11 protein-coding genes and 2 tRNA genes are annotated in these 14,006 nt (G+C 68.9%); 9 read left to right on the forward strand and 4 right to left on the reverse strand.

Annotated features, from left to right (window positions below; genetic code table 11):
- The first annotated feature begins 366 nt into the window (after positions 1 to 366).
- The 4 genes from gyrB to QOL88_RS19985 all read left to right on the forward strand — a co-directional run bounded on the left by gyrB (position 367) and on the right by QOL88_RS19985 (position 6,077).
- A complete protein-coding gene (gene gyrB / locus QOL88_RS19970) occupies positions 367 to 2,427 on the forward strand; it encodes a DNA topoisomerase (ATP-hydrolyzing) subunit B (RefSeq protein ID WP_179878910.1) in 2,061 nt (686 codons plus the stop codon).
- A 42-nt stretch (positions 2,428 to 2,469) separates the two neighbouring features.
- Positions 2,470 to 5,064, forward strand: a complete 2,595-nt coding sequence (gene gyrA, locus QOL88_RS19975) for a DNA gyrase subunit A (RefSeq protein WP_097217923.1) — start codon at positions 2,470 to 2,472, stop codon at positions 5,062 to 5,064.
- A 19-nt stretch (positions 5,065 to 5,083) separates the two neighbouring features.
- Complete coding sequence (locus tag QOL88_RS19980; protein ID WP_097217925.1) at positions 5,084 to 5,890, forward strand: DUF3566 domain-containing protein; 807 nt, start codon at positions 5,084 to 5,086, stop codon at positions 5,888 to 5,890.
- A 110-nt stretch (positions 5,891 to 6,000) separates the two neighbouring features.
- Positions 6,001 to 6,077, forward strand: a tRNA-Ile gene (locus QOL88_RS19985).
- 226 nt (positions 6,078 to 6,303) lie between these two features.
- Here the strand turns inward: QOL88_RS19985 and QOL88_RS19990 are convergent.
- Positions 6,304 to 6,666: a DUF6344 domain-containing protein gene (locus QOL88_RS19990; RefSeq protein ID WP_097217928.1), complete on the reverse strand. Its 363-nt coding sequence runs from the start codon at positions 6,664 to 6,666 to the stop codon at positions 6,304 to 6,306.
- A gap of 337 nt (positions 6,667 to 7,003) precedes the next feature.
- On the opposite strand from QOL88_RS19990, the gene QOL88_RS19995 reads away from it, so the two are divergent.
- Together QOL88_RS19995 and QOL88_RS20000 are read left to right on the forward strand one after the other, a co-directional pair.
- Positions 7,004 to 7,132, forward strand: coding sequence for a DLW-39 family protein (locus tag QOL88_RS19995; RefSeq protein ID WP_003999697.1), 129 nt, complete (start codon positions 7,004 to 7,006; stop codon positions 7,130 to 7,132).
- Between the two features lie 221 nt (positions 7,133 to 7,353).
- Positions 7,354 to 8,631 (forward strand): hypothetical protein, encoded by a 1,278-nt coding sequence (locus tag QOL88_RS20000; protein WP_097217932.1) that lies wholly within the window; start codon positions 7,354 to 7,356, stop codon positions 8,629 to 8,631.
- Between the two features lie 33 nt (positions 8,632 to 8,664).
- Here QOL88_RS20000 and QOL88_RS20005 read toward each other — a convergent pair whose 3' ends face one another.
- Positions 8,665 to 10,128: a serine/threonine-protein kinase gene (locus QOL88_RS20005; protein ID WP_097217934.1), complete on the reverse strand. Its 1,464-nt coding sequence runs from the start codon at positions 10,126 to 10,128 to the stop codon at positions 8,665 to 8,667.
- A 281-nt stretch (positions 10,129 to 10,409) separates the two neighbouring features.
- Positions 10,410 to 10,958: a helix-turn-helix domain-containing protein gene (locus QOL88_RS20010; RefSeq protein WP_030846998.1), complete on the reverse strand. Its 549-nt coding sequence runs from the start codon at positions 10,956 to 10,958 to the stop codon at positions 10,410 to 10,412.
- Between the two features lie 181 nt (positions 10,959 to 11,139).
- Between QOL88_RS20010 and QOL88_RS20015 the strand changes: the two genes are divergently transcribed.
- Positions 11,140 to 11,212 (forward strand) — tRNA-Ala (locus QOL88_RS20015).
- A 160-nt stretch (positions 11,213 to 11,372) separates the two neighbouring features.
- Here the strand turns inward: QOL88_RS20015 and QOL88_RS20020 are convergent.
- Complete coding sequence (locus QOL88_RS20020) at positions 11,373 to 12,074, reverse strand: DUF5324 family protein (protein WP_097217936.1); 702 nt, start codon at positions 12,072 to 12,074, stop codon at positions 11,373 to 11,375.
- 337 nt (positions 12,075 to 12,411) lie between these two features.
- Here QOL88_RS20020 and QOL88_RS20025 point away from each other — a divergent pair, with 337 nt between their 5' ends.
- Positions 12,412 to 12,939, forward strand: a complete 528-nt coding sequence (locus tag QOL88_RS20025) for a peptidylprolyl isomerase (RefSeq protein ID WP_097217938.1) — start codon at positions 12,412 to 12,414, stop codon at positions 12,937 to 12,939.
- A gap of 88 nt (positions 12,940 to 13,027) precedes the next feature.
- Positions 13,028 to 13,918 carry a rhomboid family intramembrane serine protease gene (locus QOL88_RS20030; protein WP_097217939.1) on the forward strand — a complete coding sequence of 297 codons (891 nt, stop codon included), beginning with the start codon at positions 13,028 to 13,030 and terminating at the stop codon, positions 13,916 to 13,918.
- Positions 13,919 to 14,006: the final 88 nt, after the last annotated feature.

Here is a 14,006-nt window from a genome sequence, read left to right on the forward strand (position 1 = left end):
TTTCGGAGCGTCGGCGGGCCCTTCGTCGTGTGCCCGCACACGGTTGCGAATCGCGACCTGACTCCGAAGTAGCCAAGGGTTGACGGCCGGAAGCGCTGAGTGCCTCTGTGAGCCTCTTGGAGCCCCCATCCGTATATCGGGAGTCGGACAAGACCCGTCGAGGGCGGCACATGCGGACTCAGGTACCGGCAAACCCCCATCAGTGTCAGTGCTACCGGTAGACTGGAAGCAATCCCGCCCCACTCGCTGGGGACCGTCCGGGAAAAGCTGAGCAACGCTGATCAAGGCTTACCAACGCAACATGCCGCAGCCGCTCCGGCAACCCGCCGACGAGCCTGGCTCGTGCTGTGCCAGAAAGGGCGCTTCGTGGCCGATTCCGGCAACCCCAACGAGAACATTCCGTCCACCGACGCCGGCACCACCGGCGCGGTCACCTCGTCGAACGGCGAGGTGACCGCCTCGTACGACGCCAGTGCCATCACCGTCCTCGAGGGTCTGGACGCGGTCCGCAAGCGACCCGGTATGTACATCGGCTCGACCGGTGAGCGCGGCCTCCACCACCTGGTGCAGGAGGTCGTCGACAACTCCGTCGACGAGGCGCTCGCCGGGCACGCGGACACCATCGACGTCACGATCCTCGCCGACGGTGGCGTGCGGGTCGTCGACAACGGCCGTGGCATCCCGGTCGGCATCGTCCCCTCCGAGGGCAAGCCGGCCCTCGAGGTCGTGCTGACGGTCCTGCACGCGGGCGGCAAGTTCGGCGGCGGCGGCTACGCGGTCTCCGGCGGTCTGCACGGCGTGGGTGTCTCCGTCGTCAACGCCCTGTCCACCAGGGTCGCGGTGGAGGTCAAGACCGACGGCCACCGCTGGACGCAGGAATACAAGTTGGGCGTCCCGACGGCCCCGCTCGCCAAGCACGAGGCCACGGACGAGCACGGCACCTCGGTCACCTTCTGGGCCGACCCGGACATCTTCGAGACCACCGACTACTCCTTCGAGACGCTGTCGCGGCGCTTCCAGGAGATGGCGTTCCTCAACAAGGGCCTGCGCATCAACCTCACCGACGAGCGCGAGTCGGCGAAGGCCACCGCCGGCGCGGACGAGGCGGGCGAGGACGAGAAGCACGAGGTCAAGAGCGTTTCGTACCACTACGAGGGCGGCATCGTCGACTTCGTGACGTACCTCAACTCCCGCAAGGGAGACCTGGTGCACCCCACCGTGATCGACCTCGAGGCCGAGGACAAGGACAAGAGCCTGTCCCTCGAGGTCGCGATGCAGTGGAACGGCGGCTACACCGAGGGTGTGTACTCGTTCGCCAACATCATCCACACCCACGAGGGCGGTACGCACGAAGAGGGCTTCCGCTCCGCGCTGACCTCGCTGATCAACAAGTACGCGCGCGACAAGAGGCTGCTGCGCGAGAAGGACGACAACCTCACGGGTGACGACATCCGCGAGGGTCTGACGGCGATCATCTCGGTCAAGCTGAGCGAGCCCCAGTTCGAGGGCCAGACCAAGACCAAGCTGGGCAACACCGAGGTCAAGACCTTCGTGCAGAAGGTCGTCTACGAGCACCTCACGGACTGGCTGGACCGCAACCCGAACGAAGCCGCGGACATCATCCGCAAGGGCATCCAGGCGGCCACCGCGCGCGTGGCGGCCCGCAAGGCCCGGGACCTCACCCGGCGCAAGGGCCTGCTGGAGACCGCGTCCCTGCCGGGCAAGCTCTCCGACTGCCAGTCGAACGACCCCACCAAGTGCGAGATCTTCATCGTCGAGGGTGACTCCGCCGGCGGCTCGGCCAAGTCCGGCCGCGACCCGCAGTACCAGGCGATCCTCCCGATCCGCGGCAAGATCCTGAACGTCGAGAAGGCGCGGATCGACAAGATCCTGCAGAACCAGGAGATCCAGGCGCTGATCTCGGCCTTCGGCACCGGAGTCCACGAGGACTTCGACATCGAGAAGCTGCGCTATCACAAGATCATCCTGATGGCCGACGCCGACGTCGACGGCCAGCACATCAACACCCTGCTGCTGACCTTCCTGTTCCGCTTCATGCGGCCCCTGGTCGAGGCCGGGCACGTGTACCTCTCCCGCCCGCCGCTCTACAAGATCAAGTGGGGCAAGGACGACTTCGAGTACGCGTACTCCGACCGCGAGCGCGACGCCCTGATCGAGATGGGCCGCAACGCGGGCAAGCGCATCAAGGACGACTCGGTGCAGCGCTTCAAGGGTCTCGGTGAGATGAACGCCGAGGAGCTGCGCATCACGACCATGGACCAGGAGCACCGCGTCCTCGGCCAGGTCACCCTCGACGACGCCGCCCAGGCCGACGACCTGTTCTCGGTCCTCATGGGCGAGGACGTCGAGGCCCGCCGCGCGTTCATCCAGCGCAACGCCAAGGACGTCCGCTTCCTCGACATCTGAGTCGGTCTCAGCTGACCGCATCAGGAAGGATCTTCACCAGCAATGACCGACGAGAACACTCCCGTGACGACGCCCGAGGGTGACGCCCTGGCCATGCGCGTCGAGCCCGTCGGGCTCGAGACGGAGATGCAGCGCTCGTATCTCGACTACGCGATGTCCGTCATCGTCTCGCGTGCGCTGCCGGACGTCCGCGACGGCCTCAAGCCCGTCCACCGCCGCGTCCTGTACGCCATGTACGACGGCGGCTACCGCCCCGAGCGGGGCTTCTACAAGTGCGCCCGCGTCGTCGGCGACGTCATGGGCAACTACCACCCGCACGGCGACTCCTCCATCTATGACGCGCTGGTCCGCCTCGCGCAGTCGTGGTCGATGCGCATGCCGCTCGTCGACTCCAACGGCAACTTCGGCTCCCCGGGCAACGACCCGGCCGCGGCCATGCGGTACACCGAGTGCAAGATGGCGCCGCTGTCGATGGAGATGGTCCGCGACATCGACGAGGAGACCGTCGACTTCACGGACAACTACGACGGCCGCTCCCAGGAGCCGACCGTCCTGCCGGCCCGCTTCCCGAACCTGCTGATCAACGGCTCGGCCGGTATCGCGGTCGGCATGGCCACCAACATCCCGCCGCACAACCTGCGCGAGGTCGCGGCCGGCGCCCAGTGGTACCTGGAGAACCCCGAGGCCTCCCACGAGGAGCTGCTGGACGCGCTCATCGAGCGCATCAAGGGCCCGGACTTCCCGACCGGCGCGCTCGTCGTGGGCCGCCGGGGCATCGAGGAGGCGTACCGCACCGGCCGCGGCTCCATCACCATGCGCGCGGTCGTCGAGGTCGAGGAGATCCAGAACCGCCAGTGCCTGGTGGTCACGGAGCTTCCGTACCAGGTCAACCCGGACAACCTCGCCCAGAAGATCGCCGACCTCGTGAAGGACGGCAAGATCGGCGGCATCGCGGACGTCCGTGACGAGACCTCCTCGCGCACGGGCCAGCGCCTGGTCATCGTGCTGAAGCGGGACGCGGTCGCCAAGGTCGTGCTGAACAACCTCTACAAGCACACCGACCTGCAGACGAACTTCGGCGCCAACATGCTGGCGCTGGTGGACGGCGTGCCGCGCACGCTGTCGCTCGACGCGTTCATCCGCCACTGGGTGACGCACCAGATCGAGGTCATCGTCCGCCGTACGCGCTTCCGGCTGCGCAAGGCCGAGGAGCGGGCGCACATCCTGCGCGGTCTGCTGAAGGCCCTGGACGCCATCGACGAGGTCATCGCGCTGATCCGGCGCAGCGACACCGTCGAGATCGCCCGCGGCGGCCTGATGAGCCTGCTGGAGATCGACGAGATCCAGGCCAACGCCATCCTCGAGATGCAGCTGCGCCGACTGGCCGCCCTGGAGCGCCAGAAGATCGTCCAGGAGCACGACGAACTCCAGGCGAAGATCAACGAGTACAACGAGATCCTCGCCTCCCCGGTCCGTCAGCGCGGCATCGTCAGCGCCGAACTGGCCGCGATCGTCGAGAAGTTCGGCGACGACCGCAAGACGACGCTGATCCCCTACGAGGGCGACATGTCCATCGAGGACCTGATCGCCGAGGAGGACATCGTCGTCACGGTCACCCGGGGCGGCTACATCAAGCGCACCAAGACCGACGACTACCGCGCCCAGAAGCGCGGCGGCAAGGGCGTGCGCGGTACGAAGCTCAAGGAAGACGACATCGTCGACCACTTCTTCGTGTCCACCACGCACCACTGGCTGCTGTTCTTCACCAACAAGGGCCGCGTCTACCGAGTGAAGGGCTACGAGCTGCCCGACGCCGGCCGGGACGCGCGCGGTCAGCACGTCGCGAACCTGCTCGCCTTCCAGCCGGACGAGGCGATCGCCGAGATCCTGGCGATCCGCGACTACGAGGCGGTTCCCTACCTCGTGCTCGCCACCAAGGCCGGACTTGTGAAGAAGACGCCTCTGAAGGATTACGATTCGCCCCGTTCCGGCGGTGTGATCGCCATCAACCTTCGCGAGGGTCAGGACGGTTCGGACGACGAACTGATCGGTGCCGAACTGGTCTCGGCAGACGACGATCTGCTTCTGATCAGCAAGAAGGCGCAATCGATCAGGTTCACCGCATCGGACGACACCCTGCGACCCATGGGCCGTGCCACCTCGGGTGTCAAGGGCATGAGCTTCCGCGAGGGCGACGAACTGCTCTCGATGAATGTTGTTCGACCCGGTACGTTCGTGTTCACTGCCACAGACGGCGGGTACGCGAAGCGGACCAACGTCGACGAGTACCGCGTCCAGGGTCGCGGCGGCCTCGGCATCAAGGCTGCCAAGATCGTCGAGGACCGTGGATCCCTCGTCGGCGCGCTGGTGGTCGAGGAGACCGACGAGATCCTCGCCATCACGCTGTCGGGCGGTGTGATTCGTACGCGAGTCAACGAGATCAGGGAAACCGGCCGTGACACCATGGGCGTCCAACTGATCAATCTGGGCAAGCGCGATGCCGTCGTGGGCATCGCTCGCAACGCCGAGGCGGGGCGCGAGGCGGAGGAGGTCGACGGCGACGTGGTCGTCGACGAGACCGCCGAAGGCGCCGTGACCACCGGCACGGACGAGGGTGAGGCGCCCTCGGCCGAGTAGGCACGAGGAGTGAGTCAGCGTGAGCGGAGCCACGGGCGCCGGACCGGCCGGAACCTCAAGGGGTACGGAAGCGGACGACGGCGGTCGTGGCTCCGCCGCGCGTGCGGCGGACCCGCACACGACCAACCTGAAGGCGATCAAGTCCCCGGCCAAGGACACGCCCTCGCCTGACGCGCAAGAGTCACAGGGGGGAACTGTGAGGGACACCCGAGGTCCGCAGACCCAGAAGAAGAAGCCCGGCGCCGGCCCGTCCGCCTCCGCCGCGCAGCCGCAGCCGGCCGCGCAGGAGCCGGGCACGGCCTCGCCCCTGCCCGGGGAACGGCAGGCGCAGCCGCAGGCCGGGCCGTACCACCCGCCGCAGGCCTACCCGGCGCAGCAGGCGGCGGCCGGGGCGGCCGGGGGCGCCGCGGCCGCCGCCGTGCGGCGTCCTCGTACGGGGGCGCGCACCACTCCGCGCGTCCGCAAGGCGCGGCTGCGGGTGGCGAAGGCCGACCCGTGGTCGGTGATGAAGGTCAGCTTCCTGCTCTCCATCGCCCTCGGCATCTGCACGATCGTCGCGTCCGCCGTGCTGTGGATGGTCATGGACGCGATGGGCGTCTTCTCGACGGTCGGCGGCACGATCTCGGAGGCCACCGGCTCGAACGAGTCCAACGGCTTCGACCTGCAGGCCTTCCTGTCGCTGCCCAACGTCCTGATGTTCACGTCGATCATCGCGGTCATCGACGTCGTCCTTGCGACCGCCCTCGCGACACTCGGCGCGTTCATCTACAACCTGTCCGCGGGCTTCGTGGGCGGTGTCGAGCTGACCCTCGCCGAGGACGAGTGACGTCACCTCTGTCGTTGCCCTGACGGTGCCCCGACAACCGATTTTGGGACTGCCCATGTCGTGCGCTAATCTTCAGGAGTCAGCGCGCGGGACACACCGCAGAGCGCGGCGGGGCTATAGCTCAGTTGGTTAGAGCGCATCCCTGATAAGGATGAGGCCACAGGTTCAAATCCTGTTAGCCCCACCAGCGAAAAGAGCAGCACCTCACGTGAGGTGCTGCTCTTTGACGTATACGGCTGACATCGAGAGCGGTGCAGTGGTGTGAGGTGGGCCCGCGGCGGCTTTGTGCCGTTACAACCCACCGGCATGTCCTGATCCATGGCCCGGTCCGAGCATCAGGACATGCGTAAGCCCGGCCGCTCTGTCGAGCTGCCGGGCTTTGTACGCAGATCGCTTGGGTGGTTTTCCGGGGGTCAGCGCTTCAGGGGCGTGAGATGGTCCGCGTCGGCGTCGGGGTCCTCGTCGGTGCAGTCGGTGCCGGGGGAGGACGCCGTGTCCGCGGGCGAGCGGTGCCGGCAGCGGGGGGTCTTGCCGTGGGCCTCGGCTCGGATGCGCTGCTTCATCGTGGGGGGCAGGGCCCTGGGGGAGGACCAGGGGAAGGTCGCCGGTGCCGCCGTCCGCTGCTGCGGGATGCTCGCGCCGTTGCTGTTGCTCTTCTGCTCGGTCTGCGCTACGGCCGCGGCGGCGGTCGTGGTGACGAGTCCGAGCGCCGTGCACAGCGCGATGAATGCGGTGACGATGGCGGTCCACACCTTCATGACCTTGTTCCGGGCCATGGCCCCTCACTTTCGGGTTGGGCGATTTGCGTACTTTCCTCATGATGTGTATGGGCGCCGAGAAGTGGTGGACCTACGCCCGTGGCGCGTCGATGTTCAGATGAACACCACCCGGATGGCCGCAAGAGCGACGAAAACGTAAGGAGAGCGGAGGAGAGAGGTCAAAGTAACCGTCCGTCGAGGTGTGATCACCCTCCGATCGGAGCGGTGTACTCCGCTTCTATCCCGGTCACCGGGACGGGAGTTGAGGGCCGACTCAGGTCACCGATCGGTATCGGTCGGTGTGTATAGTCGGGCGCCAGAGGTCCCCTACGTCAACGAAAGACGAGGTCGCGCGGTGAAGAAGCTTCTCCTGGTCGCACTGGCCGCCATCGGCGGGCTCCTCGTGTACCGCCAGATCCAGGCGGATCGCGCCGAGCAGGATCTGTGGACGGAGGCGACTGACTCCGTGCCCACGGGTTCGTGAGTCACGACAACCCAGACCGAGCACACCCCGGCCGCCTCGCGGTCGGGGTTTTGTGTGCCGAGGGCCGGTCGTGAACCCGGCCGGCGCGGCAGGATGGGCCACGGTGGCACGGCTTCGTGACCGGTGACGGTGAGGGGTGGCGCGTGAGGGGTCGGTGTCGTACGGGACGGAGTCGTACGGCGTGGGGCAGGCGCGCGGGGGCGTGGCGCCGCAGTCCGGCGGTGGCCGTGCGCGTCGGCGCCGCGGCGGCGGTGCTGGGAGCGACAGCGGCCGTGGTGCCGGGACAGGCCGCCACAGCCGGAGAGGTCGCCGGCACACCGAGCCCATACGCCTTCGCCGACGGCGCGCAGAGCGTCGAGGGAGCGCGAAGCACCGGAGACGCGGCCCCGCTGAAGCCCGGCGGGACCTACAGGAGCTCCCTGCCGAGCAGCGGCAAGGTCAGCTACCGCCTCGACCTCGACGCCGCGTCGAACGCGTACGTCTCCGTCACCGCCGTCCCCTCCCCCGGCAGCACGGTCTCCGTCATCGACGGGGTCAAGGTGACCGTGCAGGACGCCGAGGGCCACACCTGCTCCGACGACACCGCGAGTTTCGGAATCGCACGCAGCCCCCACCCCATCGCGGCCTGGGGCAGGCGCGAGACCGGCAGGCCGCTGTGCCGGAAGGCCGGTGCCTACTTCGTGTCCGTGGAGCGCGTCGACCCCGACGGTGAGGGCTCCTCGCCGGACGCCTGGGATCTGGAACTCGTCGCGATGACGGAACCCGGAGAAGTCAAGACCGGCGCGACCAGCGCGCCCGGGGCGTGGAACTCCGCCACGCCCCAGCCGCTCCAGGGAGAGCCCGAGCGCCGGAAGGGCGGCGCGGGATTCAGCGGGGCGACCCCCGTCGACCAGGGAGTCTGGCGGGACGACATCCGGCCCGGCCAGACCCTCTTCTACGAGGTGCCGGTCGACTGGGGGCAGCAGGTGTCCGTCACCGCGGAGCTCGGCAGCTCGGACTCCGGCGGCACCGGCTACACGTCCGACGCGCTCGACCTGGATCTCTACAACCCCGCGCGCGGACGCGTCGCCGACGTGGGGGTCGGCTACGACGGCGATCAGAAGTCCGGGAGCCTGCCTCCTCTGCCACCGGTCGACCACGCCAACCGATACGCCGCCACCGCACAGGTCAGCGCGCTGCGCTTCGCCGGTTCCTACTACCTTGTCGCCCACCTCTCGGAGGCGGTCGCGGACACCTTCGGGGACGGGCCGTTCGTGATGACCCTGCGCGTCCGGACGAGCGGGGAGCCCCGGAGCGGGCCCGAGTACGCGGGGGAGTCCGTGCCGAAGGGCGTCTTCGCGGTTTCGGACGAGGACCGGGAGGCGGCCGCGGAGGGTGTGGCCGCGGGCGACGACACCGCCATGAGGGCGCTCGCCGTGGGCGGCATCGGCACCGGGAGCGCCCTGCTCGTGGGGCTCGGGGCCTGGACAGTGATGGCCAGGCGGCGGACCACACCGTAGGGCAGGCGCTTCCCTGCCCAGTCGCAGGACCCCTCAGATGCGGGTGAGGGCCCAGAAGCCCACCGCGTAGCAGGCCAGTGCGAGGAGCAGCAGCGGCACCGCCACCTTGGCCGGAGGCCCGGCGTGGGAACGCCGCTGTGCCCGGTGCCGTGACGGCGTCTGGCCGACCGATGGGGCCTGCGGGCTCTGGGCGGTGTACGAGGCCGTGGAGACGTCCGTGCGGTACTGCTCCGCAAGGGGCAGGGGCAGGCCGGAGTACACCGGCTGGAGTGGCTGGGCGGGCGAGAGCCGGTGCGTCGGGTCGTGGGGGGAGACGGGCGCCTGCTGATACGGAGCGGGCCCGGCCGGGCCGGGCGTGGGCGACGAGGTGACGGTGGCCTGCGGAGGCGGCAGATGGAAGCTGCCGGTGTCCGACATCGAGGGCAACGGCGCGGAGTCGGGGCCGGTGGCGCGTCGCGGATCGGTCGGCACCGCCTCGGCGCCTTGCTGCCGGGGCTCGGCGTGCTGCCCCCCGGACACCGAGAGCTCGCCCCCGCCCTCTCCCCGCCGGGACCGCTCTTCCCCGCCCCCGAAGGAGCCGGGCCGCTCCTGCCTCGGCCCCAGCCCCTTCGCTCTCTCCATCGGCCCCTCGGGGGCGAACCCCCTCGGAAGCGGGCCGAGTTGGTCGAAGATCTCGATCAGCTCGTCGTCCGGCCCCGGGTCCGGCAGGAGCTCCGCGGCGGCGACGAGGGCCTTGCGTGCCCCCGTGGCCGTACGGAACCGCGCCTCCGGATCCGGCTGGAGCAACATGGCCACCACCTGCCACAGCGGCTCCGGGATGCCCTTGGGCGCACCAGGCGTCCCGTGCTCGGCGAAGTACTGGACAAGGGCCTTGCTGTCCGGCTTGGCACCCTCCAGCAGATACAGCGCGACCAGCCCTGCCGCGAACAGGTCGGCGGGGAAGTCCGGTTCGGCGCCCATCATCTGCTCGGGCGCGAGATAACCGGGCGTCCCGACGACGAGGTTGGTCTCCGTCAGGCGGGGCTCGCCCAGCCGCATCGCGATGCCGAAGTCGGACAGCCGCAGCCGCGGCCGGCCCGTGCCGGTGGCCTCCAGCAGCACGTTGGCGGGTTTCACATCACGGTGCACGACGTCCTCCGCGTGCACCGCGGCCAGACCCGCCAGCAGCTGGTCGAGCAGGGTACAGACGAACGCCGGTGGCAGGGGACCGTAATCCCCGACGAGATGGACCAGGGATCCGCCCGCGACCAGATCCATGGTGAACAGGACCTTGTCGTCGTCGGCGGCCCAACTGGTGGGGGCCAGTACATGGGGGTGGTCGATCCGCAGGGCCTGTTCCCGGACGAAGCGCAGCAGCGAGTGCGCGTCGCTCTGGAGCAGGACCTTGGCGGCCACGTAGCGACGGCGGCGGTGGTCCCAGGCGCGCCAGACGGCGCCGACCCCTCCGCGTCCGATCGGGTCGACCAGTTCGTACCGGCCGGCGAAGACCTCACCCATGGCTGTACGTCGCTCCTCCCCCTGCGGCTTCCCCCCTTGCTTCCCCCTCGGCGAGCGCTACGACTCCCCGACGGGCGAAACGGTCCCCTGAATCCCTGAATCCCCTGAATCGTGGGGAATCCCCCGACTCCCCCGAGTCCTTCGATGAGCGGTACATCCCCCTCGCGTCGACCGGTCCCCCGTACGGAACACGCCCCCTCGTGCCCGCCCGTCCGCGACGCGTCCGCCGTCACCTCACCCGCGGCCCGCTGCCGAACCCCCTTCGGCGCTGGGCGGTGGGATCAACTCTGGTGGGACTGGTAGTGCGAGACCGCGTCCGAGGTGCGGCCGGCGCCGTAGACCCGGAGGAACTCTGCCAGTTCCGGATGCGTCGGGGCGAGGGTGTCGGCGGCGTCGATGATGTCGCCCGCCGCCGCGACCGACCGCAGCAGCGACTGGATCTCGCGGACGACCCGCTTGACCGTGGGTGCCCCCGAACTGCTCGTCGTCTGTGTGGTGTTGCTGAGCACCGATCCCCCCTGTGACTTCTTGATCTCCTCCATGCGCTCGGTGGCCTCGGCCGCGCTCACGCTGCCGTCCGCGACCTGCCCCGCCAGGTCCTGCAGCAGCTGCACCCGCTGCACGACAGCCGGGTTGCCGATCTTCGCCCGCTGACCGCTCATCAGCTGCGACAGCATCGGTGCGGACAGTCCCAGAACCCCCGCGAGACGAGCCTGGTTGAGACCAAGATCGTCGATGAGCCTACGGAAGAGCGCCCCCAGCGGCTCCCCGTACCAGTTCCGCTGCAGTTCCCGCGCTCTTGCGGTCGCTTCCTGCTGTGCGGCGTCCATTGCGTCTCCCCATCGCTTCCCCATGTACGGCGGTTCGCGGTAGCGAACCACGCCGAGCATCTTACGGAGAGTGGTCGGCGACGGGGACCCCCAATCTTTTTGCGGAACCACGGGGGTGACCCGGTACTCTGGTCTCCGACGCCCGCCGGGATGCGGTTCCTCCGGTCGGACGTCCCCTTACGGGGCCTTAGCTCAGTTGGTAGAGCGCTGTCTTTGCATGGCAGATGTCAGGGGTTCGACTCCCCTAGGCTCCACTTCCGGAAATGCCCTCCGAACTGCGGAAACGCGGTGCCGGAGGGTATTTTTCGCGTACGGGAGCGGCTGCGGGCGGCCGCTGTTTCACGTGAAACAGCACGGCGGGGCGGGAGACCCTCAAGTCTCCCGCCCCGCCGTGCTGTTGGATCCGGTGCGCCCTCAGGAACGGTCGTCGCGCCGGGCGGCCTCGTCCTCGGCCTGCTTGGCCTCGACCTCCGGGTCCAGGACCGACGTGCCCGTGCCGTCCACGGACGACAGGCGCCCCGACTCGGGGACCTCCGTCGCCGCCGGCGGCTCCACCAGCCAGTCCGGGTTGGCCTGCTTGTCCCACCACTTCCACGCGGCGAAAGCACCACCCGCCACGGCGCCCAGGATCACCAGCGTCTTCATGGCCTTACCGGCCTTGGCCCGCCGTTCGTGCTTGCGGACCAGCTTCTGGATCTCCTTGGACGTGACCTGACCGCGCAGCGCGGCCACGGCAGCCGTACTCCGGGCCGCGGCCTCGGCCGTAACGGGCACGGCCGCGGCCACCGCCTGCTCGATCCTCGGCCTGGAGTACTCCGCCGCCTGGCGGGCGGCCTTACGGGTGCGTTCGGCGGCTTCCTGGGCGGCCTGGTCGACCTTCGGCGGCACATGCGTGCGGGCCTGCTCCAGATACGGCTGCACCAGAGTGCCGTACTGGACACGCGCCTGCCCTGCGGCCTGCGTCACCTTGGGCGCTAGCCGTACGCGTGCCTCGTGTGCGTAGTGCGCGGCCCTGTCCTTGGCCGTGTCGGCGTAGGGCGCCACCACTTCCGCGGCGTGCAGCACGCTGTCCTTCGCCGAACCAGTCGCGGCGCGCACGCTGTCGATGCGGGTCACGGGTTCCTCCTCCTCGGTGGCGTACGGTATTTCGACTTTCCACCCTTTTACGGATCATGCCTCCTGGCGCACGACCAGGCATGCGCGGAAGGGCATCCGGGTCACACAAGTCGGCATCCAAAGCCGATCATGTGCGATAGCGGATGAATAGGGGGCAACAGGAGCTTGTCGTCGACAATGCCACGGATCGCCGCCCAGCGCCCCCGCCCCGGGACTACTGCCCGGATTTTCTGCGGACTCCGCCGAGGGTTTCCCCCCGCCGCACCGAGGCCGGGCGACGCGAGGGCCGGTCCGTGCGAGGATCAGGGGGTCACGGAAAGACAACGGAAGGCAGATCGTGGCTGAGCAGCTCTACGCCACCCTGAAGACCAATCACGGCGACATCGAAGTCCGGCTTCTGCCGAACCACGCGCCCAAGACGGTCAAGAACTTCGTCGAGCTCGCCCAGGGCGAGCGGGAGTGGACCCACCCGGAGACGGGCGAGAAGTCCACCGACAAGCTCTACGACGGCACGGTCTTCCACCGGGTGATCAGTGGCTTCATGATCCAGGGCGGCGACCCGCTGGGCAACGGCACCGGCGGCCCCGGCTACCAGTTCGAGGACGAGTTCCACCCCGACCTGCGCTTCGACAAGCCCTACCTGCTGGCGATGGCCAACGCCGGCCCGGGCACCAACGGCTCGCAGTTCTTCGTCACCGTCTCCCCGACGGCGTGGCTGAACCGCAAGCACACCATCTTCGGCGAGGTCACCGACGCGGCCAGCCAGAAGGTCGTGGACACCATCGCCACGACCCAGACGAACCCGCGCACCGACCGGCCGCTGAACGACGTGGTCATCGAGTCGGTCGTCATCGAGACCCGCTGAGTGCGACGGCTCCCGCAGGGAACCAATCGCCCCGCTCATCCGTAAGGATGAGCGGGGCGGGCTTTTCTCACACGACCTAGGGGAGACCATGGACGACCAGGCTGCGGGCAGCCCGCAGGACGCCCACAGCGTCCCCATGTGCTACCGCCACCCGGACCGCGAGACGGGCATCCGCTGCACGCGCTGCGAACGCCCGATCTGCCCCGAGTGCATGGTCAACGCCTCCGTCGGCTTCCAGTGCCCCGAGTGCGTCCGCACCGGTTCCGGCACAGGCCACTCGCCCACGGCCGCCATGCCCCGCACGATCGCCGGCGGTTCCATCGCCGCCGACCGCCGGCTGCTGACCAAGATCCTCATCGGGATCAACCTGGCCGTGTTCATCGCCGTCCAGGTCCACGAGTCGCTGCTCAACGACATCGTCCTGCTCGGCGCCTGGCCGCCGGCGCCCTTCGCGCCCACCCAGGGCGTGGCGGGAGGCGAGTGGTACCGCATGGTGACGTCGATGTTCACGCACCAGGAGATCTGGCACATCGCGTTCAACATGCTCAGCCTGTGGTGGCTCGGCGGCCCGCTCGAAGCGGCCCTCGGGCGCGTCCGCTATCTCGCGCTCTACTTCATCTCCGGCCTCGCGGGCAGCGCGCTCGCCTACCTGCTGGCGTCCCCGAGCACGGCGACCCTGGGCGCCTCCGGCGCGATCTTCGGCCTGTTCGGTGCCACGGCCGTGCTGATGCGCCGGCTCAACTACGACATGCGGCCGATCATCGCGCTGCTGGTGATCAACCTGATCTTCACCTTCAGTCCTGGGTTCAACATCTCCTGGCAGGCCCACATCGGCGGCCTGGTCGCCGGTGTCGTCGTCGGATACGCCATGGTCCACGCCCCGCGTGAGCGCCGCGCACTGGTCCAGTACGGCACCTGCGCCCTGGTCCTGGGTGTGGTCGTGCTCATGACCGTTCTGAGGACGGCGCAGCTCGCCTGACCAGGCGTTGTCCACAGCGGGTGTCGGATCTTGTGCATAGGGTGCGGGAACACATGTGCCCCCTGTCACCGACCCGCGTTCCCGCAGG

The sequence above is a fragment of the Streptomyces sp. Ag82_O1-12 genome (assembly GCF_900182715.1).
In the GTDB taxonomy this organism is placed as follows: Bacteria; Actinomycetota; Actinomycetes; order Streptomycetales; family Streptomycetaceae; genus Streptomyces; species Streptomyces massasporeus.